At 73.0% G+C, this 25,549-nt stretch carries 27 protein-coding genes; 13 read left to right on the top strand and 14 right to left on the bottom strand.

Going from position 1 to position 25,549, the window contains the following annotated elements:
- Positions 1-3 precede the first annotated feature (3 nt).
- Positions 4-1,110 carry a hypothetical protein gene (locus tag ACIQ6Y_RS16505; RefSeq protein ID WP_404038606.1) on the bottom strand — a complete coding sequence of 369 codons (1,107 nt, stop codon included), beginning with the start codon at positions 1,108-1,110 and terminating at the stop codon, positions 4-6.
- Entirely contained in the window at positions 1,107-2,126 is a 1,020-nt protein-coding gene (locus tag ACIQ6Y_RS16500) for a protein phosphatase 2C domain-containing protein (protein WP_404038603.1), read from the bottom strand. The genes ACIQ6Y_RS16505 and ACIQ6Y_RS16500 overlap by 4 nt, the downstream gene beginning before the upstream one ends.
- Before the next feature lie 498 nt (positions 2,127-2,624).
- Between ACIQ6Y_RS16500 and ACIQ6Y_RS16495 the strand changes: the two genes are divergently transcribed.
- Positions 2,625-3,401 carry a GNAT family N-acetyltransferase gene (locus tag ACIQ6Y_RS16495; RefSeq protein WP_404038601.1) on the top strand — a complete coding sequence of 259 codons (777 nt, stop codon included), beginning with the start codon at positions 2,625-2,627 and terminating at the stop codon, positions 3,399-3,401.
- A 95-nt stretch (positions 3,402-3,496) separates the two neighbouring features.
- Here ACIQ6Y_RS16495 and ACIQ6Y_RS16490 read toward each other — a convergent pair whose 3' ends face one another.
- From ACIQ6Y_RS16490 to ACIQ6Y_RS16480, 3 genes are all read right to left on the bottom strand, one after another.
- A complete protein-coding gene (locus ACIQ6Y_RS16490; RefSeq protein ID WP_404038598.1) occupies positions 3,497-3,937 on the bottom strand; it encodes an SPW repeat protein in 441 nt (146 codons plus the stop codon).
- A gap of 164 nt (positions 3,938-4,101) precedes the next feature.
- Positions 4,102-5,484: a cryptochrome/photolyase family protein gene (locus ACIQ6Y_RS16485; RefSeq protein ID WP_404040060.1), complete on the bottom strand. Its 1,383-nt coding sequence runs from the start codon at positions 5,482-5,484 to the stop codon at positions 4,102-4,104.
- Between the two features lie 166 nt (positions 5,485-5,650).
- On the bottom strand, positions 5,651-6,946 hold the full coding sequence (locus tag ACIQ6Y_RS16480; RefSeq protein ID WP_404038595.1) for a PQQ-binding-like beta-propeller repeat protein: 1,296 nt from the start codon (positions 6,944-6,946) through the stop codon (positions 5,651-5,653).
- A gap of 120 nt (positions 6,947-7,066) precedes the next feature.
- Between ACIQ6Y_RS16480 and ACIQ6Y_RS16475 the strand changes: the two genes are divergently transcribed.
- A complete protein-coding gene (locus tag ACIQ6Y_RS16475) occupies positions 7,067-7,987 on the top strand; it encodes an aldo/keto reductase (RefSeq protein WP_404038592.1) in 921 nt (306 codons plus the stop codon).
- Here the strand turns inward: ACIQ6Y_RS16475 and sph are convergent.
- From sph to ACIQ6Y_RS16460, 3 genes are all read right to left on the bottom strand, one after another.
- The gene (gene sph, locus ACIQ6Y_RS16470) at positions 7,960-8,946 is read right to left on the bottom strand and encodes a sphingomyelin phosphodiesterase (protein ID WP_404038589.1); all 987 of its coding nucleotides are present in this window, start codon (positions 8,944-8,946) and stop codon (positions 7,960-7,962) included. The two genes, ACIQ6Y_RS16475 and sph, sit on opposite strands and share 28 nt — an antisense overlap.
- 140 nt (positions 8,947-9,086) lie before the next feature.
- Positions 9,087-9,545: a pyridoxamine 5'-phosphate oxidase family protein gene (locus ACIQ6Y_RS16465; RefSeq protein ID WP_404038586.1), complete on the bottom strand. Its 459-nt coding sequence runs from the start codon at positions 9,543-9,545 to the stop codon at positions 9,087-9,089.
- Between the two features lie 80 nt (positions 9,546-9,625).
- Positions 9,626-10,042, bottom strand: coding sequence for an ester cyclase (locus tag ACIQ6Y_RS16460; RefSeq protein ID WP_404038584.1), 417 nt, complete (start codon positions 10,040-10,042; stop codon positions 9,626-9,628).
- Positions 10,043-10,311: 269 nt separating this feature from the next.
- Here ACIQ6Y_RS16460 and ACIQ6Y_RS16455 point away from each other — a divergent pair, with 269 nt between their 5' ends.
- Positions 10,312-10,704 carry a VOC family protein gene (locus tag ACIQ6Y_RS16455; protein ID WP_404038581.1) on the top strand — a complete coding sequence of 131 codons (393 nt, stop codon included), beginning with the start codon at positions 10,312-10,314 and terminating at the stop codon, positions 10,702-10,704.
- Positions 10,705-10,751: 47 nt separating this feature from the next.
- Positions 10,752-11,816, top strand: a complete 1,065-nt coding sequence (locus tag ACIQ6Y_RS16450) for an adenosine deaminase (protein WP_404038579.1) — start codon at positions 10,752-10,754, stop codon at positions 11,814-11,816.
- On the opposite strand, the gene ACIQ6Y_RS16445 is transcribed toward ACIQ6Y_RS16450, so the two are convergent.
- Together ACIQ6Y_RS16445 and ACIQ6Y_RS16440 are read right to left on the bottom strand one after the other, a co-directional pair.
- Entirely contained in the window at positions 11,804-12,313 is a 510-nt protein-coding gene (locus ACIQ6Y_RS16445) for a DinB family protein (RefSeq protein ID WP_404038576.1), read from the bottom strand. The two genes, ACIQ6Y_RS16450 and ACIQ6Y_RS16445, sit on opposite strands and share 13 nt — an antisense overlap.
- A gap of 17 nt (positions 12,314-12,330) precedes the next feature.
- A complete protein-coding gene (locus ACIQ6Y_RS16440; RefSeq protein WP_404038573.1) occupies positions 12,331-13,224 on the bottom strand; it encodes a LysR family transcriptional regulator in 894 nt (297 codons plus the stop codon).
- A 120-nt stretch (positions 13,225-13,344) separates the two neighbouring features.
- On the opposite strand from ACIQ6Y_RS16440, the gene mgrA reads away from it, so the two are divergent.
- The 5 genes from mgrA to ACIQ6Y_RS16415 all read left to right on the top strand — a co-directional run bounded on the left by mgrA (position 13,345) and on the right by ACIQ6Y_RS16415 (position 18,914).
- Positions 13,345-14,337, top strand: a complete 993-nt coding sequence (mgrA, locus tag ACIQ6Y_RS16435; RefSeq protein ID WP_404038570.1) for an L-glyceraldehyde 3-phosphate reductase — start codon at positions 13,345-13,347, stop codon at positions 14,335-14,337.
- Between the two features lie 200 nt (positions 14,338-14,537).
- On the top strand, positions 14,538-14,948 hold the full coding sequence (locus ACIQ6Y_RS16430) for a hypothetical protein (protein WP_404038567.1): 411 nt from the start codon (positions 14,538-14,540) through the stop codon (positions 14,946-14,948).
- 59 nt (positions 14,949-15,007) lie between these two features.
- Positions 15,008-17,356: an FHA domain-containing protein gene (locus ACIQ6Y_RS16425; RefSeq protein WP_404038564.1), complete on the top strand. Its 2,349-nt coding sequence runs from the start codon at positions 15,008-15,010 to the stop codon at positions 17,354-17,356.
- Between the two features lie 6 nt (positions 17,357-17,362).
- Positions 17,363-17,950: a hypothetical protein gene (locus ACIQ6Y_RS16420; RefSeq protein WP_404038561.1), complete on the top strand. Its 588-nt coding sequence runs from the start codon at positions 17,363-17,365 to the stop codon at positions 17,948-17,950.
- Positions 17,940-18,914 (top strand): serine/threonine-protein kinase, encoded by a 975-nt coding sequence (locus tag ACIQ6Y_RS16415; RefSeq protein WP_404038558.1) that lies wholly within the window; start codon positions 17,940-17,942, stop codon positions 18,912-18,914. Before ACIQ6Y_RS16420 ends, ACIQ6Y_RS16415 begins: the two co-directional genes overlap by 11 nt.
- 65 nt (positions 18,915-18,979) lie before the next feature.
- On the opposite strand, the gene ACIQ6Y_RS16410 is transcribed toward ACIQ6Y_RS16415, so the two are convergent.
- Positions 18,980-20,242, bottom strand: coding sequence for a streptophobe family protein (locus ACIQ6Y_RS16410; protein ID WP_404038555.1), 1,263 nt, complete (start codon positions 20,240-20,242; stop codon positions 18,980-18,982).
- Between the two features lie 179 nt (positions 20,243-20,421).
- On the opposite strand from ACIQ6Y_RS16410, the gene ACIQ6Y_RS16405 reads away from it, so the two are divergent.
- From ACIQ6Y_RS16405 to ACIQ6Y_RS16395, 3 genes are all read left to right on the top strand, one after another.
- A complete protein-coding gene (locus ACIQ6Y_RS16405) occupies positions 20,422-21,540 on the top strand; it encodes a DUF6777 domain-containing protein (protein ID WP_404038552.1) in 1,119 nt (372 codons plus the stop codon).
- Between the two features lie 91 nt (positions 21,541-21,631).
- Positions 21,632-22,087: an ATP-binding protein gene (locus tag ACIQ6Y_RS16400; RefSeq protein ID WP_404038550.1), complete on the top strand. Its 456-nt coding sequence runs from the start codon at positions 21,632-21,634 to the stop codon at positions 22,085-22,087.
- Positions 22,088-22,211: 124 nt separating this feature from the next.
- Positions 22,212-22,628, top strand: coding sequence for a helix-turn-helix domain-containing protein (locus tag ACIQ6Y_RS16395; protein ID WP_404038547.1), 417 nt, complete (start codon positions 22,212-22,214; stop codon positions 22,626-22,628).
- A 6-nt stretch (positions 22,629-22,634) separates the two neighbouring features.
- On the opposite strand, the gene ACIQ6Y_RS16390 is transcribed toward ACIQ6Y_RS16395, so the two are convergent.
- Together ACIQ6Y_RS16390 and ACIQ6Y_RS16385 are read right to left on the bottom strand one after the other, a co-directional pair.
- Positions 22,635-23,237 carry a ClpP family protease gene (locus tag ACIQ6Y_RS16390; protein ID WP_404038544.1) on the bottom strand — a complete coding sequence of 201 codons (603 nt, stop codon included), beginning with the start codon at positions 23,235-23,237 and terminating at the stop codon, positions 22,635-22,637.
- A 2-nt stretch (positions 23,238-23,239) separates the two neighbouring features.
- Positions 23,240-23,878 carry an ATP-dependent Clp protease proteolytic subunit gene (locus ACIQ6Y_RS16385; protein ID WP_404038541.1) on the bottom strand — a complete coding sequence of 213 codons (639 nt, stop codon included), beginning with the start codon at positions 23,876-23,878 and terminating at the stop codon, positions 23,240-23,242.
- A gap of 169 nt (positions 23,879-24,047) precedes the next feature.
- Here ACIQ6Y_RS16385 and ACIQ6Y_RS16380 point away from each other — a divergent pair, with 169 nt between their 5' ends.
- Positions 24,048-24,530 carry a VOC family protein gene (locus ACIQ6Y_RS16380; RefSeq protein WP_404038538.1) on the top strand — a complete coding sequence of 161 codons (483 nt, stop codon included), beginning with the start codon at positions 24,048-24,050 and terminating at the stop codon, positions 24,528-24,530.
- Between the two features lie 8 nt (positions 24,531-24,538).
- Here ACIQ6Y_RS16380 and ACIQ6Y_RS16375 read toward each other — a convergent pair whose 3' ends face one another.
- A complete protein-coding gene (locus ACIQ6Y_RS16375) occupies positions 24,539-25,432 on the bottom strand; it encodes an SGNH/GDSL hydrolase family protein (protein WP_404038536.1) in 894 nt (297 codons plus the stop codon).
- Between the last annotated feature and the right edge of the window lie 117 nt (positions 25,433-25,549).

The following is a 25,549-nucleotide window of genomic DNA, read 5'->3' as shown; positions in this document are numbered from 1 at the left end:
GTCTCACTGCGCCAGGACCACGAGGAGCACGAGCAGGGCGATGAAGGCGACGAGCGCCGCGACCTGCCAGGCCGCCGCTTTGTCCTGCTGCGGCGTGCCGGGCGCGGGCGGACCGCCGGGGCGGGGCGGCCTGCCGGGTGCGGCGGGCCGGGTCAGCGCGGTGGGGCGGGGCTGCGTCGTGGCGGGGCGCGAGGCCGCGGGCCGGGCGGGCAGCGGGGAGCGGGTCACGGCGAACCGGACCACCGGCCCGTCCTGCAGCGCCGCGAGCAGGACCGAGGCCCGCGGCCTGGCCCGGCGCTGATCCGCCCACAGCATGTCCAGCAGCAGCTGCGCCGCCTCCCGCGGAACCCCCGGCGGCGGCGCGGCCAGCGTGTGCAGCAGCTCGGCGAGGGGGCGGGTGCCGGTCAGACAGCGGCCCGCCAGCAGGGCGACCCGGTAGCGGTCGGTGTACGGGTCGGCGGGCGCGCCGGTACCGGCCAGCGGGTCCTCCCAGCCGGGCTGGTGGATGTCCGGCCCGGAGTCCTGCGCACAGCCGTCCATGTCGATCAGGAAGACGGACCAGTCGACCGGGCTCCAGAAGGCGTTGGCGTAGTTCCAGTCCGAGTAGACGAGCCTGCGCTGCTCCAGCGCGGCGGCGACGCCCACCAGCGAGCGGCACACGGCGAGCCGCTGCGCGGGCGTCGGCGGTGTGCCGCCCCGGGCCATCCGGCCGTCGGGCCGCGCCAGCAGGTCGATCTCCCGGAAGCCGCCGCCGGGCACGCGGTAGGCGTCCGGGGCGAGCGGAATCAGACAGCCGACGGTCGCGGACGTCGGGTCGGTGACCCGGGCCACCGGCCAGGACGTGCGGCGCAGCAGCACCTCACGGGCGGGGCGTCCGGCGTCGGCGGCGGAGCGGCCGAAGGCCACGAGCCGGTCCAGCCGCTGGGCGTCGGCGTCGTCGAGGGGCTTCTTGTAGCGCTTGAACAGCAGGTCGGGCCCGCTGCCGCGGCCGGCGATCCGGGTGACCTCGGAGCTCTGGCCGTTGTTCGTCGCGAGCTGCTCCCCGAGCGTGCCGAGGGCGGTCAGCGGGGTCACCGGCGGCAGCGCCCATGCGGAAGGGCGCGCGGTCATCTCGACCACCCGCCGGGGCCGCCGTCCCGCGCGGTCGCGGGGGCGCCCGGCTCGACCCATACGGTGATCGCCGTACGGTCGTCCAGGAACCGTTCGGCGTCGTAGCCGACGTCGTCGATGTACGCGGCGACCGGCAGCGGCAGCCGCCAGCGCTCGGCCAGATACGCGTTGAGGTCGTCCAGCCCGGCGAGCCCGTCGCCGACCCCGTCGGACACCAGCGACACCGCGTCCCCGGCGCGCAGCTCGACCTCCGCCTCGCGGGCGGCGTGCGGGTCGGCGGGCAGGGTGTGCAGGACGGCGTTGGACTCGTAGCCGCCGCTCGGGCCCTTGCGGTCGCCTGCCGCGTAGTGCCAGCGCCGCTCGCCCAGCCGCCACAGCGAGGTGTCACCGACCCACGCCGCCCACGCCGTGCGCTCACCGGAGGGACCCGTGGGCCGGGCGGGGACGACGGCGACGAGCAGCACCGCGCACACGTCGGACGGGTGCAGCCCCCGCCGCGCGGCCTCCCGCTCCATCGCCGCGGCCGCCTCCTCGAACAGGCCCACCGCCGACAGCCCCGCCGCCCGGTCGGGCTCGTCCAGCCGCTGCCGCAGCACGTTCACCGCGGTGGCGGCCGCCACCGCCGCCCCGAGTTCGGCGTGGCTGCTGCTGGACACCCCGTCGGCCACGGCGAGCAGCAGAAACTCGCCCGAGGCGTCCCGCGCGATGCGGTAGGCGTCCTGCCGCGCGGTGGCGGGCTCCTGACACCGATGGCCGGGGCCGACCACCGACGCCGCCCGTACGACGAGATCACCCAGCCGCGCCTCGTCCGCGGCGACCCCGGACGCGGCCGGGCGCAGCGGCAGCAGCCAGGGAAAACGCTGGGCCTTGGAACCGGGCCCGAACCGGGGCACGCTCCCGACGCCGGGCGGCGCGGCCGGGGCCGGGGCGGGAGGCCGCGGGCGGGAGGGTCCGCCGGGCGCGACCGGCGCGACGGGCGAGCCCGTGGAGACGGACAGGCCCGCGGAGAGGGGCAAGCCCCGTGAGTCCGATAAGCCCCGTGAACCCGGTGAACCCGGTGAGCCTGGTAAGCCCGGTAAGCCCGCCGAGCCGGGTGCCACCGGCGGCACAGCCGCGGCACCCGGAGGCACCGGCCGGCGCACCGGAGGAGGCGGACCACCGGCGTAACCCCCCATGGGCGCCGACGGGCCAGGGTGGCCCGCCATGGCCGCGGCCGGCGAGAACCAGCTCCGGACCGCCAGGAGCAGCATTCCGGCGGCGAACAGAACCAGAAGATCGATCACCAGCCGATAAAAAAGATGGTGCGCGGGGAAATAGATCACGAGAAACATTCCCCCGAAAACAAATGCCGCCCAGACCGGGCGCCCCCCTCGCAACCGCATGGCCGGAAAGGTAGCAGCCGCCGGACGCGTGAAGCGAGGGGGACGGCATATTCTTCCGGTGCTTTTTCGGCCTGCCGCTCCTGATTCGAAAATCTGTTGCGTCACGGGACGTCAGATGCTGGAGTGACACGCATGGATCATGCCGAAGCCCTCGCCCTCTACGACCGGGAGATGCGCGAGCACGCGCGCCCCGACGGCCCCGACGCGCGCGTCGAGCGGACCGGGCGGGTGGTGCGCCAGGTGGCCGGCCCGCTGGACTGGAACGGCATCCTCTGGTCCGGCCTCGACGGCTCCGACGCCGACGCGGTGATCGCCGAACAGGTGGCCCATTTCCGCCGGTTGGGCCATGAGTTCGAGTGGAAGGCGTACGCCCACGACCGGCCGGCCGACCTCGGCGACAGGCTCCTCGCGGCCGGCTTCACCGCCGAGCCCACCGAGACGCTGATGATCGGCGAAGCCGCCGAACTCGACCTCAGCGCCCAGGAACCCGACGGAGTCCGAGTCGTTCCCGTCACCGACGCGCACGGCATCGACCTGGTGGTCGACGTGCACGAGAAGGCCTTCGGCACGGACGGCTCCCGGCTGCGCCACCGCATGCGCGCGCAACTGGCCGCCACCCCTGACACGATCCTCGCCGTGCTCGCGCTGGCCGGGGACGAGCCGGTGAGCGCGGCCCGCATGGAACTCGTGCCCGGCACCGGCTTCGCCGGGCTGTGGGGCGGCGGCACCCTCCCCGCCTGGCGCGGCCGCGGCATCTACCGCAGCCTGGTCGCCCACCGCGCCCACGCCGCGATGTCCCGCGGCTACCGCTACCTCCAGGTCGACGCCTCCGACCAGAGCCGCCCCATCCTGGAACGCCTGGGCTTTGCCCCCCTGACGACGACCACGCCGTACGTCTACACGCCCTGACCCGGCTGGAGCGGGCCCGCCGCTGATGCGTAGGGGGCTGAGGCGAAGGGGCCGGCCCGCGGACCGGCCCCTTCGGTCGTCCTTCCGGCCGCCCCCTACGGCGCGGGGACAGTCTTCGCAGCCGTGGCGGCGCACATCAGCCCGAGGATCACGGCCAGGGCGCCGATGATGATGTTGTTCAGCACCACGCCCGCGTCGGGGCTGTCGCCGACGATCCACGGTGAGACGATCATCCACACGCCCAGCGCGCACATGGCCCAGCTCAGGCCGTACATGCGCTCCGGGGCCCGGGTGAAGCCCAGCGCCAGCAGGCCGATCGCGATGCCCATGATCAGGTTGTGCGGCACCAGGTCGGGCTGGCTGGTGGTGTAGTGGACGATCCACGGGGATACGGCGCAGTACAGACCGAGCAGGAACACCGGTCCGTCGACGAGCGCCACATCACGGCCGCCGAGCATACGGGCGTAGCGTTCCCGCATCTCGGGGGCGTCGGGATGAGTGCTGATATCACCTCTGGTGTGCGAGACGTTGGCCATGATGAGTCTCCTTCGACTGACAGGCCTGACCGCGTCCGGTGCGGTGGCGGCGTGCGCCGCGTATCTGCATTTTGCGCTTATTTCGCCTTTATGTGTAGAGATGGCGGACAGGTGGGCTCGCCCGGGCCGCGCGGCGGCCCCCTGGGCCGGCGCCCCGCACCTCTTCAGGACTGGTCCAGTCCACGGGCCCGCCGGAACCGGGCCAGCGCGTCCGGCAGGCCGACGATCGGGTCGGGATACGCCGGCGCGGTCCGGTTCCGGCCGGGCAGCTTCCACGGCTCGTGCACCGCGGACCCCTCGACCTCGGCCAACTCCCGCACCCAGCGCCGTACATAGTCCCCGTCCGGGTCGAACCGCCGTGCCTGCGCAAGGGGGTTGAGGACCCGGTTGGGCCGGGTGTCGGTGCCGGTGCCCGCGACCCACTGCCAGTTCAGCTGGTTGGCGGCGACGTCCCCGTCGACCAGCAGGTCCAGGAAGTGCCGGGCGCCCACCCGCCAGTCCACGTACAGGGTCTTGGTGAGGAAGCTCGCGGTGAGCAGGCGGCCGCGGTTGTGCATCCAGCCCTCGTGCCGCAGCTGCCGCATCGCCGCGTCGACGACCGGGTAGCCGGTACGGCCCTCCCGCCACGCCTCGACGTCGTCGCCCGCGTCCCGCTCCGGACGCCAGTGGTCCTGCCGGGACCGGTAGTCGGCACCGGCCGCGGCCGGGCGCGCCGCGAGGACCTGCCGGTGGAAGTCGCGCCAGGCGAGCTGCCGTACGAACGCCTCGGCGCCCGCGCCGCCCGCCGCGCGGGCCCGGTGCACGACTTCGACCGCGGACAGCGTGCCGAAGTGCAGATGCGGGGACAGCCGAGAGGTGGCGTCGCCCGCCAGGTCGTCGTGCCGGTCCTGGTACGCGCCGAGGCCGCCGCGCAGCCACGCCGTGAGCCGTCTCCTGCCCTCCGTCTCGCCGCCCCGGGCCGGCCCCGGCGACACCCCGGGGACGTCCGCGCGGGCGGGCGGCTCCTCCGAGCCGACGCCGTCCGGCACCCGCACGGTGCGGGGCGCGCCGAGCGGGTCGCGCGGCCGCTGCTGCGACCAGCGGCGGAAGTACGGCGTGAAGACCGCGAAGTGATCCTTGGCCGCCGGGGTCACCGCACCGGGAGCCACGGCCCCGGTCACCGTGTCGTGCACGTGCAGCCGTACACCCTCCGCCTCCAGGGCCCGCCGCAGCAGCCCCTCCCGGCGCTGGGCGTACGCGCTGACGTCGGCCGCCATGTGCACCTCGCCGGCCCCCGCCTCGACGGCGACCCGGCACACCTGCTCCACCGGGTCACCTGACCGCACCACGAGCCGGCCGCCCCGCGTGCGCAGGCTCGCGTCGAGATCGCGCAGGCAGTCGGCGAGGAACGCCAGCCGGTTCGGTGCGGCGAAACCGGCCCCGGCCACGGCCCGGTCCCGCACGAACAGCGGCACCACCGCACGGGCGCCGCCGCGCAGGGCTGCCCACAGCGGCGGGTGGTCGTGGATCCGGAGGTCGGCGGTGAACAGGACGACGGAGACGTTCATGGCGTGCAGCTCCGGAGCGGACGGGTCGGGCACGGACGGGACAGGAGATCCTTCCCCGCACACGGTCCCCGTCCCGCTCTCCTCAGGCGCGGTGTCGACAAAGGGACGTCGAAAGGGACGTCGATCAAGGGACGTCGACAAAGGGACGTCGACAAAGGGGCGACCCTCACGCCGGGCCCAGCCGGACCAGTTCCGTGCCGTCGCAGTAGGTGACCGGGCCGGCCTTGACGGCGGTGGGCCGGGCCCGGCAGGCCGAGCGGGTCTCCCAGCGCACCCGACCGTCGTAGGAGAGGAGGGCGAGGCGGGTGCCGTCCTGCCAGAAGTCGCCGGTCACGTGCTGCGCGGCCGGGCCGAGCCCCTTGGGGCGGGGGCGGTCGTAGGCGGGGATCGTGGAGGGGAACAGCAGACGGTCGGGGCGGCCGGCGGCGCGCACGATCTCCCGGGGGAAGCCGTTGCCGAGCAGGTACTCGCCGGGTGCCAGCCGATGGGTCCGGCGCAGCGGTCCCAGGGAGGGCTCCATCACGCGGGCCCCCCGTGCGTCGGGCAGGGCCAGCATGTGTCCGACGACGAGCGGGAGACGCCGGTCCCAGCGGCAGCCGGTGCGCGGGTCGCGGCGTGCCTGCGGCTGGTCCCACACGAACGCCGTCCGCCAGCCGCGGTCGTAGTACGTCGAGCCGCCGACGGCGAGGCTGCGGCAGGTGCCCTCGGCGGGTGCGGTGACCAGAACCGTCCGCTCGCCGGCCAGGGCGATCCGGTCGACGACCGCGCCCGCCGGGAGCCGCACCCCTTCCGCCCAGTGCAGCAAGCCGTTCTCCGGGTCGACAGCGCCGACACGGGAGGGAGTCACCACATGCGGCAGACAGCGCTCGGCCGGTTCCCCGCCGAGCGCGTCGGCCCGGCAGCCGTCCAGCACCCGCCCGGGCACCGTGCGCGACCACAGGCGCTGCCCGGACCGGTCCTGCAGCCCGGTCAGACGGCAGGACTCGGACCCCGCGCAGACGGCCGTGACCACCACGCCGCCGTAGAGGAAGACGCGGCTGCCGGCCGGCAGGGCCTGCCGCCAGGTCAGTGTCCCGCGCTCGACGTCCAGGCCCGCGACCGACGCGGGGCCGGAGCGCCCGGGCCGTCCGCCGACCAGCACGGACGGGGAGAGCGCGGAGTGCGGATCGCCGGGCGTACGGGAGGTCAGGGCGAGGTCGTCCGGGAGTCGCAGCCGCCACAGCATCGACCCGTCGGCGCCGAGCCGCACCACGGTACGGCCCTCACCGAGCAGGTCCGCGTCGCGCAGCGCCCAGGTGCCGTCGGCCCCGGGCCGTACCGGCACCGGCACCCGGAACACCTCCTCGGGCATCGACTCGCCGTCCCCGAAGTCCGGCGGCTGCGGAGCGAAACACCCGGCGACCGCCACCCCGCTCACGCACACCGCGAGCACCCTGCGCAGGAACTGCCTCACATCGGCCACGCCTCACGGTAGGAGCACCACCGCCCGCGACGGCCGCCCCTGACGTCATTCGTGATGGGCCCGTAGTCGAACTGCTGTCCGACGCAGGGCCGTTGACCAGGTCCGTGCGAGACTCCGCTGATGACCAGCGAGATCACCGCGGCCGCCGCGGGCACCTGGACCCTCGGCGACCTGACCGTCCACCGCATCGGCTTCGGCGCGATGCGCCTGACCGGCAGCGCCGCCTTCCACCACGGCACCCCGAGCGACCGCGACCGGGCGATCGCCGTCCTGCGCAGGGCCGTCGAGTTCGGCGTGGACCACATCGACACGGCCGCGTTCTACTTCTCGCGGCTGCGCTCGGCGAACGAGCTGATCAACAGCGCCCTGTCGCCGTACGCCGACGACCTGCTGATCGCGACCAAGGTCGGGCCTTTCCGCAACTACGCGGGGGAGTGGGGCACTTCGGCCCGCCCGGAGGAACTGCGTGGCCATGTCGAGGAGAACCTGCGCCAGCTCGGCCGCGACCACCTCGACCTGGTCTATCTGCGCCGGATGGGCCAGGAGTCGGTGGCCGAGCACTTCGGCGCCCTCGCCGAACTGCGCGAGGTCGGCCTGATCCGCCATCTCGGCCTGTCCGACGTCGAACCCCGGCACCTGGCCGAGGCGCAGGCCGTCGCGCCGGTGGTGAGCGTGCAGAACAGGTACGCGCTCGACCATGTCGACCCGCTCACCGAGGAGTTGCCGCGGATCTGCGGCGAACAGGGCATCGCCTTCGTGCCGTTCTACGCCATCGCCGGCGCGGTCGGCCCGCGCGGCGCGACCACCGCCCACGACGAGGCCGTCCGCGAGATCGCCGAGGCGCACGGAGCGAGCCCTGCCCAGGTCCGGCTGGCCTGGACGCTGAGCCGGGGCCCGCACGTGCTGGCCATCCCCGGCACCGGCAACCCCGCGCACCTGGCTCAGAACGTGGCGGCCGGCGCGCTGCACCTCACCGGCGAGGAGGTGCAGCGGCTCGACGCCCTCAGAAGCGCTCAGCCCGTGAAGCCGGTCACCGGGTAGTGGTCGGAGAGGTTGGTGTACGTGTAGGACGTACCCCAGCTCGACACCGTCCAGGGCGCGCTCTGTTCCTTGATGACGTCGTTCTTCCACACCGCCGGGCGGGCGTGCCCCGCCCGGTGCAGGACGTGGTCGAGGTCCTCGCGCGGGTCGTTCGGGTAGCGCTCGTGGGCGATGGAGTTCTCCTGCGTGTCGAAGGAGTACGGGTGCCCGGTGCGCGCGTCGGCGCCCACCAGGCCGCCGTCCGCGAGCATCGAGGCGTACTCGGAGCTGCGCGAGTCGACGTTGAAGTCGCCCGCCACCAGCACCTGTTCGCCCGCGGGGATGTTCTTGGCGTCCAGGAACGCGTCGATCGCCCGGAACTGCCGGCTGCGCATGGCGACCGCCTCACCGGGGTCGCACCCCGGGTCGGTCGACTGGGCGTGCGTGCCGACCACGTGCACCCGGCTGCCGTTCACGTCCAGGACGACGTACGCGAAGCCCTTGTTGGACCACCAGTCGGCGCCGCAGGCGTCCTTGTAGACGTACTGCTCCTTGCGCAGGATCGGCCACTTGCTGAGGATCGTGACGCCGCCGTCCTCCGGCGTGGTGGAGGAGTACGCCCCGCCCGTGGCGTTCCAGCCGGACGTGCTCCGGCCGACCACCGGGGTCTGGTACGGGTACTGCCCCGCCAGGGAGTTCTTGAGCGCGTCCGACGAGGAGTTGTCGAACGCCTCCTGGAAGACCACGACGTCGTTGCCCGCGACGAAGGGAGCCTTCGCGATCTGCGAAGCCCTGTGGTCCTGGCCCCAGTTGGGGTAGAGGCTCTTGCTGAAGAGGAAGACGTTGTAGGTCAGAACCCTCAGCGGCGGCGCCTGCTCGGCGGCCGACGCGGTCGGCGTCGCGCCCGCGAGACCGGCGGCGGCAAGCGTGAACGCGAGCACGGCTGCGCCCTGGGTGCGGCGCAGTGCGGAGTGCGTCACTGGATCTCCCTGTGGTGTAGGGGGGTTGAGTGGCGCCGCACATGAAACCACCTGGAGCTACTCCCAGGTAACTACCTTGCGGTAAATGGATGTCGGGCGGAAGTACGAGGGTGTCTGCGGGGCTGCGGGGCTCCGAGCCCTCACACGAGCCACGCGCCGTCCCGCATGAGCGTCCGCTTCGGCAGCTCGCGCACCTCGCACCAGGCCTGCACCACGACCGGCCGCACCCGGTAGTAGGCATACACCGCCTGCTCCGAACGCGGATCCCAGCCGTGCTTCCCCGCGAACACCTCGGCCCCAGCCGACGGCACGTCCCGCGCGGAGAACACCTCCACCTCGCCGTCGATCAATACGACGTCCCGCGTGTCCCCGAGCGCCAGCCGCGCCCGCCGGCCCGCGCTCAGATTGCGCCCGGTCGGATTCCCCGGCCGCGTCGCCAGCCACACATCGGCCCCGTCCCACGCGAACCACAACGGCACCAGATAGGGCACCCCCGCCCCGTCCGCCGACGCCACCCAGACGTCCGTCTCCCGCTCCAGCCGCCCCAGCACATCCCGCTTACGCTCCCCGGCAGTCCGAGGCCCCTTGTCGATCTTCATACCGCGACGCTACCGACCCGCACGGGGTTCCGCCTGAGGCTGCGGGACTACGTCAGGGGGCCTAGGTCCAGCCCCGGACGTCAGGACGACGGGAGCAGCTCCAGCTGCTGGAGCATCGACAGCTGGTCGACGACGTGCCAGTGCTCGGCGAGCCGGTCGCCGTCCATGCGGAAGATGTCGATACCGGCGAAGCGGCATGAGCGTCCCGTCGGGGGGATGCCCAGGAAGGTGCCGGAGTGAGTCGCGCTGTTGGTCCAGCGGATGACGACGCGGTCCCCCTCGGCGATGAGGTCGTCGATGGTGAACGTGGGGGCCAGCCCCTCGATGAGCATGGTCATGCGATCCTTCAGCCCCTCACGCCCCTCACGCTGTCCGGGGAACGGGTCGTGCTCCTGGTAGTCCGCCGCGACCAGCTCGTCGATGACCTCCATGTTCCGCCCGTTGAGCACTTCCTCGAAGAATCGGCGTACCAGCGCCTTGTTGGTCTCGGCAGACACGTATCCATCTCCTCGCCGGTGCCGGTGGGCGCCGGCCTTCCCGACGGCACCCGCTCTCCGGCGGACAGCATCTCCGAGCGGGTCGCGTCGCGGCCCGGTCGCCGCGCGGGTGCCCCGTCGGCTTCACTCCACCGGCACTGCGGACACCGGGACCGTCTCCTGCATCACACCCCCTCCCCACAGGACTGGCATGCGCTACGTTTTACGTATAACCTCATGCGTCAACCGGCCCCGACCGGCCCACCTCCCGGCCTCCCCGAAAGGTTCCGATGAAGCGCCTCGCCCTGGTCACCCTGGTCGTCGACGACTACGACGAGGCCATCCGCTTCTACACCGAGGCCCTCGGCTTCCGGCTCGTCGAGGACACCCCGCGCGGGGACGGCTCGCGATGGGTCGTCGTGGAGCCCGACGCGGGGGCGCCCGGCACGGGGCTGCTGCTCGCTCGGGCGAAGGGTGAGGCGCAGCGGGCCCGGGTCGGGGACCAGGCCGGCGGGCGGGTCGGGTTCTTCCTGTACACGGACGACTTCGCCCGCGACCACGCCCGGATGCTCGCGGCCGGTGTGCACTTCCTGGAGGAGCCGCGGCACGAGCCGTACGGGTCGGTCGCCGTCTTCCAGGACCTCTACGGCAACCGCTGGGACCTGCTCCAGCCCGCCGGCTGAGCCCTCCTCCGCCCCTCGAACAACCCCGCTCCAAGGAAAGCCCTGCCATGACAGCTACGCGCGTAGACGCCGATGTGATCCGCCGCCTCCCCAAGGCCGTCCTGCACGACCACCTCGACGGAGGCCTGCGCCCCGCCACGGTCGTCGAGCTGGCCCAGGAGGTCGGGCACACCCTGCCGACGACCGACCCCGACGAGCTGGCCGCCTGGTACTTCGAGGCCGCCAACTCCGGTGACCTGGTCCGCTACATCGCCACCTTCGAGCACACCCTCGCCGTGATGCAGACCCGCGAGGGCCTGCTGCGCACCGCCGAGGAGTATGTGCTGGACCTCGCCGCGGACGGCGTCGTCTACGCCGAGGTGCGCTACGCCCCCGAGCTGAACACCAACGGCGGCCTGGCCCTCGCCGAGGTCGTCGAGACCGTGCAGGAGGGTCTCGCCGCGGGTATGGCGAAGGCCGCCGCGGCCGGTACGCCCGTCCGGGTCGGCACCCTGCTGTGCGGCATGCGGATGTTCGACCGCGTCCGCGAGGCCGCCGACCTCGCCGTGGCCTTCCGTGACGCGGGCGTCGTCGGCTTCGACATCGCCGGTGCCGAGGCAGGCTTCCCGGCCGCCGACCACCTCGCCGCCTTCGAGCACCTGCGCCGCGAGAGCGTGCCCTTCACCATCCACGCCGGTGAGGCGGACGGCCTGTCCAGCATCCACCAGGCCCTCCAGATCTGCGGCGCCCAGCGCCTCGGCCACGGCGTGCGCATCACCGACGACATAGTCGACGGCAAGCTCGGCCGCCTGGCCGGCTGGGTCCGCGACCGACGGATCGCGCTGGAGATGTGCCCCACCTCCAACCTCCAGACCGGCGCCGCCACCTCCATCGCCGAGCACCCGATCACCGCGCTGAAGGACCTCGGCTTCCGCGTCACCCTCAACACCGACAACCGTCTGGTGTCGGGCACCACGATGACCCGCGAGATGTCCCTGCTGGTCGAGCAGGCCGGCTGGGGTCTGGAGGACCTGCGCACGGTCACGGTGAACGCCGTCAAGAGCGCGTTCATCCCGTTCGACGAGCGCAAGGCCCTCATCGAGGACGTCGTCCTGCCCGGCTACGCGCTCTGAAGCAGCCCGCGCACATAGGCCGCCTGTCCGACATGCTGCAGGTCGTCGGACAGGACGCTCACCAGCCGTACGCCCAGCGTGACCGGCGGGTCCCAGTTCTCGTCCACGACCCGCTCCAGGTCCTTGGCGGCCAGCGCGCGCAGACACTCCAGCGTCTGCGCGTGCACGGCGTCGTAGTACCCGGTCAGCAGCTCCGCCGAGTCGACCCGCACCTTGGCGACCTTGGCGGAGCTGTGGCCGTAGCCGGTGTCGCGGGGCGGCAGGCCGAGGCCGAACTTCTTGCTCCAGTCCTGGGCGAGCCACACCTGGTCCAGGCCGAAGGCGTCCGCGATGTGGTCGTCCTGGACGCGGGTGAGATGCCAGACGAGCCAGGCGATGGAGTTGGCGCCGTCGGCGGGGCGGGCGGCCAGCTCGTCGGGGCCGAGGCCCTCGACGCAGGCGTGGACCTCTTCCTGGATGCGGCCGAATCCGTCGATGAGGATGTCTTTGGCATGCATGGGTCCACCATCGCGCATCACCCGCAGTCGTGCGCCCCGGCGTCGAGCAGCTCCATCAGCGCCCGCGCCGCCGGGCTGGTCGCCTGCGGGGGCGGCAGCAGGGCCACCGTCTCGTAGACCACCTCGGCCGTGCCCTTCAGCGGTACGGCGGCCAGCGACTCGCGCTTGTGCCGGAAATGCCGCGGTACGGCGGCCACGCCCAGGTTCTCGTCCACCAGGTCCAGCAGCGTGTGCACGTCGTTCACCTCCAGGCCGACCGTCCGGCGCACGCCCGCCGCGGCGAACGCGGCGTCGGTCGCCCGGCGCGGGCCCCAGTCGGGGTGGAAGTCGACGAAGACCTCCCCGGCCAGGTCGTGCGGGGCGACGGCCGGACCGGCCGAGGCCAGCGGATGCTCCGGATGGCACAGCAGGGTCATCGGCTCGCCCGCCAGGGACACCGAGCGCAACTGGTCGGAGTCGTCGCGGGTGCGGTAGGCGAAGGCCAGGTCCAGTCGCCCGGCGGCGACCTCCTCGGCCAGCGCGAGGGAGCCGGACTGCCGCAGCCGGATCTCCACGTCCGGGTGCCGCCCCCGGAAGGCGGCCAGCAGCGCCGCCGCGTGCACCCCGGCGATGCACTGCTCGGTGCCCAGCGCGAGCGTGCCCCGCAGCACGCCCTGCACCGCGGCCACCGCCTCGTGGGCGGCCCGCACCTGCGCCAGGATGCGCTCGGCCTCGCCCAGCAGCGCCCGCCCGGCCTCGGTCAGCGTCACCCGTCGGGTGGTACGGACGAACAGCGGCGCCCGCAGCTCCCGCTCCAGCGCCCGGATGGACGCGGACAGGCCCGACTGGGACACCATGAGCCGTTCGGCGGCCCGGGTGAAGTGCTGGTCCTCGGCGACCGCGACGAAGTGCTGGAGGTGGCGCAGTTCCATGATTGAGCAGCTTATCCGCTCAATCCCATCGGATTCTTCTGTTGGACCACTGCCCGCAGGTCAGGGAAGAGTGGGAAGCGGCTCACCCCTCTCATGACCCCTCCCATGCCAGGAGTCGCGTTGTACACCGCACACCCCGACCGCTACACGGACATGCCCTACCGGCGCACCGGACGCAGCGGCCTGCAGCTGCCCGCGCTGTCGCTGGGCCTGTGGCACAACTTCGGCCCCGACCGCCCGGTCGAGACGCAGCGCGCGATCCTGCGCCGCGCCTTCGACCTCGGCGTCACCCACTTCGACCTGGCCAACAACTACGGCCCGCCGCCCGGCGCCGCCGAAGCGGCCCTCGGTGAGTTCCTGAAGACCGACTTCGCGCCGTACCGCGACGAGCTGGTGATCTCGACCAAGGCCGGCTACCTGATGTGGCCCGGCCCGTACGGCGAGTGGGGCTCGCGCAAGTACCTGCTGTCCTCGCTCGACCAGAGCCTGAAGCGGCTGGGCCTGGACTACGTCGACGTCTTCTACTCGCACCGCTTCGACCCCGAGACTCCGCTGGAGGAGACGATGGGCGCCCTGCACTCCGCGGTGCAGCAGGGCAAGGCGCTCTACGTCGGCGTCTCCAACTACTCCGCCGAGCAGACCCGCGAGGCCGCCCGCATCCTCGCCGACCTGGGCACCCCGCTGCTGATCCACCAGCCGCGCTACTCGATGCTCGACCGGCGCCCGGAGGACGAGGGCCTGCTGGAGGCGCTCGACGAGCTCCAGGTCGGCTCCATCGCCTACTCCCCGCTGGAGCAGGGCCTGCTCACGGGCCGCTACCTCGACGGCATCCCGGAGGACTCCCGGGCCGCGAGCGACAGCCCCTTCCTGAACCGCGACGCGGTCACCGAGGACCTGGTGGCCCGGCTGCGCGCCCTGGACGACATCGCCAAGTCCCGCGGCCAGACGCTGGCCCAGCTCGCCCTCGCCTGGGTGCTGCGCGGCGGCCGGGTGACCTCGGCGCTGGTCGGCGCGTCCAGCGCGCGCCAGCTCGAGGACAGCGTGGCCGCCATCGGCAACCTCGACTTCGACGCGGAGGAACTGGCCCGGATCGACGAGGTCGTCGCCCCCTGAATTCCACCGAAAGGCGCGGCGGGCGCGGCCCCCGCGCCTTTCGGCCAACTCGGGCCGTGAATATGCCAGGAGACTGGCTGGAAAGACATGGTGACAGTGGTTCAAGAGTGAAGATACTCGACCTCAGTGGGCAGTTCACCGCCCCGAGCCGCACGAGAGCGAGGCCCCACCGGCTGCTGAGCACATCGGGGGAGTGGATCGTGCACGACGAATTCCTGTGCCATGTCACCGCGTACGGAGTCTGCGACGGGCGGCGCATCGGCGTCCCGCTCGGCACCTACCGCGCGCCCACCCTGGCGCTCGCCCTGTGGTGGCTGCGCGACCGGGCCTCCTGGATCGCCGAGCGGCTCGACCCCGACCCCGAGGCCGGGCACTTACCCCCCAGCGCGCTGGTGCCGGTCGCGGACAATGTGCCCGACGTCCCGCAACTGCTGCGCGCCTGGTGCGCAGATCCCGGCCAACAGGAGTTGTGCGCCGACGAGTTGGCCGCCGGCCGGCTGGTACGCATCGCCGCGAGCGACGAGACCACCGAGTACGAACTGCTCGCCGAGTCCGTCGACGCCCTGCGCATGCAGCGGACCGGCCCCGCCCTGGTCATGCCCGTGGCCTAGCCGGCCACCGGCGCCCTGCAGCCCAGGCACACGGATGGACGTATCGGTAGAATTCTGGCATGGCGGAACGGCCGGTCGCGTCGACTGCGCCCGAACTCGTGCTGGAGACCGACTGGGGCTCCACGGTGATGAGCCCGGGCCGCGACTACCACGTGGGCCGCGACCCGCTGTGCGACATCGTCATCGACGACGCCCGCGTCTCCTGGCACCACGCGGTCCTGCACCCGGCGGGCGACCACTGGACCATCGAGGACGAGCACAGCACCAACGGCACCTGGGCCGACGGCCGCCCTGTCCTGGAGCGGGACATCGGCCCCGGCAGCGAGATCCGCTTCGGCAGCCCCTCCGACGGCCCCCGCGCCCTCGTCCTCGGCAGCGTCCCGCCCGCCCCCGAGCGCCCCTCCATGATCGCCGCGGTCTCCCGGCCCGGCGCCACCGGCACCTTCCGGCAGCCCACCAGCATCCGCCCGCTGCCCGCCCGCACCGTCCGCATCGGCCGCGCCGCCGACAGCGACCTCGTCATCGACGACCTCGTCGTCTCCCGCCGCCACGCCGAGCTGCGCGCCCTGCCCGACGGCGGCTACGAGATCGCCGACCTCGGCAGCCACAACGGCACCTACCTCAACGGCCGCCCCGTCACCAGCGCCCCCGTCGGCCCCGGCGACGTCATCGGCATCGGCCACTCCGCGTTCTGCCTGGTCGGCGACCAGCTCCAGGAGTACGTCGACACCGGCGAGGTCTCCCTCGACGTCCAAGACCTCACGGTCGCCGTCGACCACGGCCGCAAGACCCTCCTCGACCATGTGTCCTTCCCCGTCGGCGAGAAGTGCCTGCTGGCCGTCGTAGGCCCGAGCGGCGCCGGCAAGTCCACGCTGCTCCACGCCCTCACCGGCCAGCGCCCCGCCGACCACGGCACCGTCCTGTACGACGGCCGTGACCTCTACCGCGACTACGCCGAGCTGCGCCAGCGCATCGGCCTCGTCCCGCAGGACGACATCCTGCACGCCCAGCTCACCGTCCGCAGCGCCCTCGCCTACGCCGCCGAACTGCGCTTCCCGCAGGACACCGCCAAGGCCGAGCGCCGCGCCCGGGTCGACGAGGTCATCCGGGAACTGGGCCTGGAGCAGCGCGCCGCCCAGCCCGTGCACAGCCTCTCCGGCGGCCAGCGCAAGCGGGTCAGCGTCGCCCTGGAGCTGCTGACGAAGCCGTCCCTGCTCTTCCTCGACGAGCCGACCTCCGGACTCGACCCCGGCATGGACCGCTCGGTGATGCACATGCTGCGCGGCCTCGCCGACGACGGCCGCACCGTCATCGTCGTGACCCACAGCGTCCTCAGCCTCGACGTCTGCGACCGCCTGCTGGTGCTGGCCCCCGGCGGCCGGATCGCCTACTACGGACCGCCCGAGGAGGCCCTCGCCTTCTTCGGGCACGCCGAGTGGCCCGAGGCCTTCGAGTCCTTCGAGCACGACCAGGACCGCGACTGGGCCGGCACCTACCGCGCCTCGCTCCAGCACCGGCGCTATGTCGCCGACGCCAGTGCCCAGCCCCGCGTCCCCCGCTCAGGGCCGGTGATCATCGCCCCGCCGCCGAAGCCGCGCAGCCGGACCGCCCAGCTCGGCACCCTCGTACGCCGCTACACCGCGGCCCTGAGCGCCGACCGCACCTTCCTCGCCATCATGATCGCCCTGCCGTTCGTGATGGGCGCCATGGCCCGCGCCCTGGCCGGCGGCGAACTGACCCGCGACACCGCCATGAACGCGCTGCTCATCCTGTGCGTCGGCGGCGTCCTCACCGGCGCGGCCAACGCCGTGCGCGAACTCGTCAAGGAGCGCGTGATCTACCGGCGTGAGAGAGCCGTCGGCCTGTCCAGATCCGCCTACCTGATGTCCAAGGTGATCGTCCTCGGCACGATCACGGTCCTCCAGGCCGTCGTGCTCACCCTGGTGGCGCTGCTGGGCGTCGACCTCAACGCGCCCCGCGACGAAGGCGTGTTGCTGCCGCCGCTGGCCGAGATCACCGTCGCCGTCGCCCTGCTCGCGTTCACCGCGATGATGCTCGGCCTGGTGGTCTCCGCGCTGGTGCGCAAGGAAGAGGTGACGATGCCGCTGCTGGTGCTGCTCGCCATCGTCCAAGTCGTCTTCTGCGGCGCCCTGCTGAAGCTCGACGGCGTGCCCGGACTGGAGCAGCTGTCCTGGCTGGTGCCCTCCCGCTGGGCGCTCGGCGCGATGGCCGGCACCATCCAGCTGGCCCGGATCGTGCCCGGCGACCTCACCTCCGACCCGCTGTTCGAGCACTCGGCCGGGGTGTGGCTGCTGAACATCGGCATGCTGCTGGTGCTGTCGGCGCTCTTCGGCTACGTCGTCTCCCGGCTGCTGCGCCGGCAGGAACCCGTCGTGATGCGGAAGTAGGCGCCGATGACGACCCCCGGTTTCCGGCCCACGCATGTCGTCCCGGGCGAGGGCATGCCCGCCTGGGAGGCCCCCGACCCGGCCCGGCCCACCGTGCCCCTCGACCCGCTGCTGCCGGTCCGGCTTGTGGAGCGGAGCGGCGACTGGGGCCACGTCCTGTGCTCCAACGGCTGGTCCGCCTGGGTCGACGGCCGCCTCCTGGTCGCCGTACCGCAGGACCCGCCGGTGACCGGGCCGCCCGATGCCACCGCCGACCCGCGCCCCCTGTTGGCCCGCGCCGAGCAGACGCTCGCCCGCTACCGGGCCGCCGTCGAGGAGCTGGCCGTCGGCACGCTGGACGGCGAGGCCTTCGCGGCCCGCACCCGTGGCCTGCGGGCGGGGATCGTGGTGGACGGGGAGTCGGTGTGGCTGTACGACGCCGAGCAGGGGCGGTGGGTGTACGGCGAGGGCGTCCGCCAGGCCACGTACGCCACCGACGAGGGTCCGCGGCGGGCCGCCCCGGGCCCCGGTCCCGAGGGGCCCGCACCCACCGAGGTGGTCGCCGGGGACAACGGCTATACGCCCACCCAGGTCGTGACACCTGATGGCCCGTGACACCGGCCCCTTCTCCGGCCGGCCCTCCGAGCTGATCGGCCGCCGGGTCGCCGGCTACCGCATCGAGGCCGAGATCGGCCGGGGCGGCATGGCCGTCGTCTACCGGGCCCGTGATCTGCGGCTGGAGCGCACGGTCGCGCTGAAGCTGCTGGCTCCGGAGCTGGCCCGCAACGACACCTTCCGCCGGCGCTTCACCCATGAGTCGCGGGTGGCCGCCGCCCTCGACCATCCGCACATCGTGCCCGTCTTCGAGGCGGGGGAGACCGACGGTGTGCTGTACATCGCCATGCGGTACGTCTCCGGCAGCGACCTGCGCCACCTCCTGGACCGCGAGGGGCCGCTGCCGCTGCCCGCCGCGCTGCGGATCGCCGCGCAGGTCGCCTCCGCCCTGGACGCCGCCCATGAGCACGGCCTGGTGCACCGGGACGTCAAGCCGGGCAACATCCTCGTCGCGCGCGGCACCGACAGCGACCATCCCGAGCATGTGTATCTCACCGACTTCGGGCTGACGAAGAAGTCCCTGTCGCTGACCGGGTTCACCACCGTCGGGCAGTTCGTCGGCACGCTGGACTACGTGGCGCCCGAGCAGATCTCCGGGCGGCCGGTCGACGGGCGCTGCGACGTGTACGGGCTCGCCTGCGTGGTGTACGAGGTGCTCGGCGGGCGGCCGCCGTTCCGGCGCGACGACGACATGGCTCTTCTGTGGGCCCACCAGTACGACGAGGCTCCGCCGGTCACCCAGGCTCGGCCCGGGTTGCCCTCCGGGCTCGACCCTGTGTTCGCCAAGGCGCTCGCGAAGAGGCCTGATGACCGGTACGGGTCCTGCCTTGCGTTCGTGGCGGCCCTGCGGGCTGTCGCTGTCGGCGTGCAGGGGGACCATCCGCCGACTCGGGTGGTGGAGCGGAATGCCGTAAAGGCGCCTCCGCCGTGGGCTTCGCCTGTGTTCTCATCGCGTCTGCCGTGATCCGCCGTATGGCGTCCTCGCGTTCGTCGTGGTCGGTCGCGCCGTTCCCCGCGCCCCCAAGAGGCCTACTGCAGCTCTCCCCGTCTTCTCACTCCACGTGCCATCAGTGCGCCGAGGAAGCCCGTCACCAGCCCCCACAGCAGGGCGAGGCCCAGGGCCTGCCACAGCCGGGGGCGCAGGAAGAGGTCGCCGCCCAGATCGCCGCCCAGGTCCCCGATGCCGAGGACCGAGAGGCCGTAGTGGGCGGAGATGCGGCCGACCAGGCAGATCATGAGGACGGTCAGGGCGAGGGCGACGGCCATGTGCAGGGCGTGCTGCCAGGCACGGACGCGGGCGGGGGAGCGGGTCGCCATCACGAAGGCGGCCGCCAGCAGGAGAACGGCGTCGACCGCGACCAGCCACCACACCCGCCCGTCGTACTCGGCCAGCGTGGACAGGTTGAGGTCGGCGGTCTCGTCGGAGCGCAGCACCTGGTCCAGGACATGCGGCATCGGCAGCCCGAACGGGCCCTCCACCCGGCCGTTCCAGGTCGCACCGAGCCCGATGGTCAGCGTCAGCCACACCAGGTTCGGCAGACCGAGCAGAATCACCGCGAGCGTCTCGGCGGCATGCCCCCGGGTCACGGTGACGATCAGCCCGATGACGACGCCGAGGGCCACGTACGCCAGCAGGAGCAGGACCATGGCGTACGCGGCCGGGCGCACGGAGGTCCTGAAGCGCAGCAGCCTGCCCGGCAGCGGCGCCCCGCTGGACACCAGCAGCGCCAGGACGAGGATCCCGGCCAGCCACAGCAGGCCGAAGAACAGCGTGGGCAGCAGCGCGGTCTCGAAGCCCACCTCGGGCGAGATGCCGAACACATCGCCGAGGTCGGCCAGCGTGCCCTCGCCCAGCGGGATCACGAAGGTCCGGCGGGCGGCGAAGGACAGCGCGAGCAGCACCACCAGCCACAGCACGGCGAACCGGGCGGCCCAGCCGGCCAGCTCCCGCCCGCCGGCCACGGCCCGATGGCGCAGCGGGCGCAGAAAGCCCGCGGCGAGCACCAGCGCGCCGACGAGGGTGACGGACAGCGGGATCACGGTCAGCCCGGCGGAGGACTCGGCCAGTCCTCCGGCGTTCCCGGACAGTTCGATCGTGCCGCCGACGGCCGTGACGAGGGTCGCCGCGGTCACCCGCGGGAACGCCCCCTCCGGGAGGTCGGCGGCTCCGGCGGCCCACAGGCCCAGGGCCGCGGTGACGCCCATGGCGACCGTCGCGAGCAGCACGGCGACGCCGGCCTGTACCCAGCCGTGACGGGCGACTGCCTGGTCGGAGGGGGTCGGGGGGCTCACCCTTGCCACGCTAAGCAGGCCCTGCGGGAAGCGCCTGCCGGGAGGTCCGTCCGCGTCCGCCGAGGGGCGTGCCGTTCGCTTGGCGGGCCGGCCGGACCGGCGCACACAATGAGAGCAATACGCCCGAAGCGGTAGAAGACGGCGATTCCGTGTGCGGTCGTCGTCGGGAAGAAGGGCCCGTGAGCGTCGAACCGCCGTCGTCCGGCCGCCCCACAGGACCGCCCTCCGGCCCGCTGTCGGGCCCCGGACAACCGCCCTCGGGCCCGCCCTCACAACCTCCCTCGCAGCCGCCCCCGGGTCCGCCGTCCGAGCCGTCCGGCGGTGGCGGGGCGGAGCCCGAACCCCGTCGGCCCTGGTGGCGGTCCGTGCCGCGGATGGCGCTGCTCGCCGCCGTCGTGGTGGCCGCGGTGGTGGTGGCGGTGGTCCTGACCCGCCCCGACGGCGGCTCCGGCACCCGCGGCGAGGTCTTCCTCCAGGCCGCGGGCAAGTCCGGCCCCGACCCGTTCACCGGCTCCACGGCCACCGACAGCTCCGCGCCCCCGGTCACCCCCTCGCCGGCCCCCGAGTCCGTCCCCTCCAACGCCGTGCGCGGTGTCGACGGCGGCGCCCCCGGGCTCTACGGCGGCACCCGCAACGTCTCCACCTGCAACGTGGAGAAGCAGATCAGGGCGCTGAGGGCAGCGCCGCCCAAGAACCAGGCCTTCGCGTCCGTCGCCGGCGTCGACGCCTCCGGCGTCCCCGCGTATCTGCGCTCGCTCACGCCCGTGCAGCTGCGCATGGACACCCGCGTCACCAACCACGGCTACCGGGACGGCGCCGCCACCGCCTACCAGGCCGTCCTGCAGACCGGTACCGCCGTCCTGGTCGACGACCGCGGCGTGCCCCGGGTGCGCTGCGCCTGCGGCAACCCGCTCACCCCGCCGGTCGCCCTCCAGGGCACCCCGCGGCGCACCGGAGACTCCTGGACGTCGTACCGCTCCTCGAACGTGGTGACGGTCAACCCCGCGCCGGTCGTGATCAACGTCTTCGTCATCTACGACCCCGACCACGACGAGTGGATCAACCGCCACAAGGGCGACACCGGCCACCGGGACGAGCAGGCCGACCGGCCGCCCGACGACTCGACCCCTTCGGCGAGCGTCTCCACACCGACCTCGACGCCCCCCTCCTCCCCGTCCACCAGCTCCGAGCCCCCGTCCCCGGAGCCCCCTTCCTCCGAGCCCCCGAGCTCCGAACCGCCCTCCTCCGAGCCCCCGTCCCCCGCGGGCCCCCTGGCCATGCAGCCGGGCCGGCGTTAGGTTCACCACCGGCGGGGACTGCCGCGCCGCCGACTGGGTACGAGCATGATGCAGCAGTATCCGGCCAGGCCGGCCTCGGAGAGAGAAACGGATGATCGAGCACCGGGACGACACAGTCATGCCCACCGGCTTCGACGTGCCCGTCGAGCCCCTGCGGCGGGCGGCGCACTACACGGGCGAGCCGGGATGCATCGCCGAGGCACGGGCCTTCACGGCGGCCTTCCTCGAGCGGCTCAGGACCGAGTGGTGCGCCGGTATCGACGAGCGCACCGAGGGCGCCGTGCTCCTCGTGGTGAGCGAGCTGGTCACCAACGCCGACCGGCACAGCAACGGCCCGTACATCCTGGAGCTGGAGGGCACCGACGACGAGGTCTCGGTGTGCGTGTACGACAGCAGCGCCGCGCTGCCCCTGCGCTTCCCCCGTGACCCCGAGCGCGTCGGGCGGCACGGCCTGGAGATAGTCCACGCCCTGGCGGCGGAGGTCTCCGCCGAACGCGTCCCCGTGGGCAAGCGGGTCTGCGCGGTGCTGGAGCTCGTCACGGGGTGAGTTCCCCGAAGTCCGGCGCGCGAGGCGGTGGTCCCGGTGCAGGCGCTGAATGCGGCCCTCCGGTTCCACCCAGGGCGGAATGCCGTCCTCTTCCCTGCACGGTCAGGCCTCCTAGGCTGGGAAGGTGACCGATCAAGCGCCGAACGAAGCCCGCGTGATCCCCCTGCGACCGGGGAGCACCCGCCCGACGTCCGCCCGCCCCGCCACCCCGCCCCGGACGGGGCCGAGGCCCGCCGAACCACTGTGGCGGGACCTGGTCGGCGATGTCCTGCGCCGCGAGCGCCTGGCACAGGAGCGCACGCTCAAGGACGTCGCCGACGCCGCCAGGATCTCCATGCCGTATCTGTCGGAGGTGGAGCGCGGCCGCAAGGAGGCCTCCTCGGAGGTCCTCGCGGCCGCCGCCCGCGCCCTCGGCCTGGGCCTGGGCGACCTGTTGGCCCAGGCGCAGGGTGAGCTGGTGCGGCTGACGAGCCGTCACCCCGGAGCCCACGGCCGGACCTCCACCTCGTCCTCGTACAACGGACTGTGCCTGGCCGCCTGACGCCGCTCAGACGCGGACGAGGCGCCGGCTGAGCACCTCGTCCGCGAGGCCGTACGCCACGGCCTCCTGGGCGGTGAACACCTTGTCGCGGTCCATGTCCGCGCGCAGGGTCGCGATGTCGTGGTGCGTGTGCCGGGCGAGCACCTCCTCCACCTGCCCGCGGATGCGCACCATCTCCTTGGCCTGCAGGGCCAGATCGGACACCGTGCCCTGCCGGCCGCCCGCCGCGGGCTGACCCAGCAGCACACGCGCGTGCTCCAGCACGAACCGCCGCCCCGGGTCCCCGCCGGCCAGCAGCACGGCCGCCGTGGAGGCCGCCTGGCCGACGCAGAAGGTGGAGATCGGCGCCTGCACGAACGTCATCGTGTCGTAGATCGCCATCAGCGAAGTGAACGAGCCGCCGGGCGAGTTGATGTAGATCGCGATCTCGTTCTCCGGCGCCGAAGACTCCAGATGGAGGAGTTGGGCGATGACGACATTGGCCACCCCGTCGTCGATGTCGGTGCCGAGAAAGATGATCCGCTCGTTCAGCAGCCGGCTGAACACGTCGAAGGACCGCTCGCCCTGCGGGGTGCGCTCGATGACGTTCGGAATCGTGTAGCTCCCCATGGTCACAGCCCCATCCGTCGCTTCGTCGCGGCCGGGCGCACATCGGCGAACGACTCCACCACCCGGTCCACCATGCCGTACTCCCGGGCCTCCTCGGCCGTGAACCAGCGGTCACGGTCACCGTCCCGGGAGATCGTCTCCGGGCTCTGCCCGGTGTGCTCGGCGGTGATCCGTTCGATGGTCCGCTTGGTGAACTCCAGGTTGTCCGCCTGGATCTCGATGTCCGCGGTGGTGCCGCCGATGCCCGCCGACGGCTGGTGCATCATGATCCGCGCGTTGGGCAGCGCGTACCGCTTCCCGGCCGTGCCCACGCTCAGCAGGAACTGGCCCATGCTGGCGGCGAACCCCATCGCGAGCGTGGCGACGTCGTTGGGGATCAGCCGCATCGTGTCGTAGATGGCGAGGCCCGCGTGGACCGAGCCGCCGGGGCTGTTGATGAACAGGCAGATGTCGGTGCGCGGGTCCTCCGCCGACAGGATCAGCAGCTGCGCGCAGACCCGGTTGGCGGACACCTCGTCGACCTGCGTGCCCAGCAGCACGATCCGCTGCCCGAGCAGCTGGGCCGCGAGCTGGTCGTCGAACCGGGTGGGCGGGGTGTCGCCCTCCTCGGCCCGGGGCGCGAGCGTGGTGAGAGAGGTCATGGGAACTCCTCGTCGGTTCAGCGGTTGCCGTCGACTTCACTGTTGCCCGGCCACCCCGCCCACCGGCGGTTTCTCTGCCCGCGGCAGATCTGCCACGGGCAGAGCGATGACTTCGAGGGCGTGCGCCGGTCTCTATTGCCGACCGGTTCGACACCTCCAGGAGGACGACATGACCGCCGAGGGATTCATCACCTGCCTCTGGTTCGACGACCAGGCGGAGGACGCCGCCCACTACTACGCCTCGATCTTCAAGAACTCCAGCATCCAGAACATCACCCGCTACCCCGAGGGCGGCCCGCAGCCGGCCGGGTCCGTCCTGACGGTCGAGTTCACGGCCAACGGCCACAAGTTCTGCGCGCTGAACGGCGGCCCCCAGTTCACCTTCAACGAGGCGGTCTCCCTGCAGATCTTCTGCGAGAACCAGGAGGAGGTCGACCACTACTGGACCAAGCTCACCGAGAACGGCGGCGAGGAAGGCCCGTGCGGCTGGCTCAAGGACAAGTACGGGCTGTCCTGGCAGGTCGTCCCGGAGCGGTTCCCCCAGCTGATCGCGGACCCCGACCCGCAGAAGGCCGCCCGCGCCATGCAGGCGATGATGGAGATGCGCAAGCTCGACATCGCCGCCCTGGAGAAGGCCTACGCCGGGGAGTGAGCGCGCGGTCAGCCGCCGGTGCGCTCCGCGACCGCCCGCGTGATCTCCCGGGCGATGCGCAGGATGCCGGGGGAGCGCACCGGACACGGCCTCGGCGTGGACGTCGTGGGCGCCAGACAGAAGTGCAGGTAGTCGTCGTCGCGGTGCAGGGCCGTGACGCCACGGCCCGGCTCCGTGCAGTAGCCGGCGTGCGCCCGCTCGTACGCCGTGCACGGCAGGTGCTGGACCCAGGTGTAGCGCCCGGAGGCGGGGCCGACCGCCCGGCCCGCGTCGGCGACGGCGTCGTGCGAGGCCGCCGCCCGCTCCTCGTAGAGACGGTTCACCCGGCGCACCCGGTCCGGGGTGATCGGGTCCGGGCCCTGGAGCACCCACAGGATTCGCGGCCGCCGGGCCCCGCCCGCCGCGCCGATCTGCTCCGTGAGCCGCCGGGCGTCGGCGGCGTACCGCTCCAGATACCGCCCGGGTGAACGGTCGTACGTGATGCCGTCCATGCACGGCGTGTAGCCCCAGGAGTTCCCCCAGAACTGCAGCACCACCACGTCCGGCCGCAGCCTGCGCACCAGCGCGGCCGCCTTGTCCGCGTCCGGCACCAGCGAGCGCGCGCCGGTGCCCTCCAGGTAGTCGCACAGGGTGGTGCCCGAGTACGGCGCCGCCGTGTAGCGGGCCCGCAGCTCGCGGCGCAGCTCACGGCCGACGACCTGCTGGTTCTCCATCGCCAGGGAGTCTCCGAGATACAGCACCACGGGCGGCTCCTCGGGCGGTGCCTGCACGGAGGGGGCCGCCTGCTGCCGGGTCGTCGCGGGCAGATCCGCCGCGACGCCCTCCCCGGACGCCGGGTCCCCGCACCCGCCGAGCAGCAGCGCTCCGGCCACCAGTGCTCCCACCAACCACGGCCTGTGCATACGGCAACTCCCGCCCGGCCACCGAAAGGGTTCCCCAGGCAAGCACACCCGGGCCGCGCACGGAAGACACACCTCGGCCATGACGGCGTACAGCACAACGCGGGGCGTACGGCTACG

Origin of the sequence: Streptomyces sp. NPDC096205 (genome assembly GCF_044763135.1) — a bacterium.
Classification (GTDB): Bacteria; Actinomycetota; Actinomycetes; order Streptomycetales; family Streptomycetaceae; genus Streptomyces.
The sequence above is the reverse complement of the archived record's forward strand: the minus strand, read 5'-3'. Positions and strand labels throughout refer to the sequence as shown.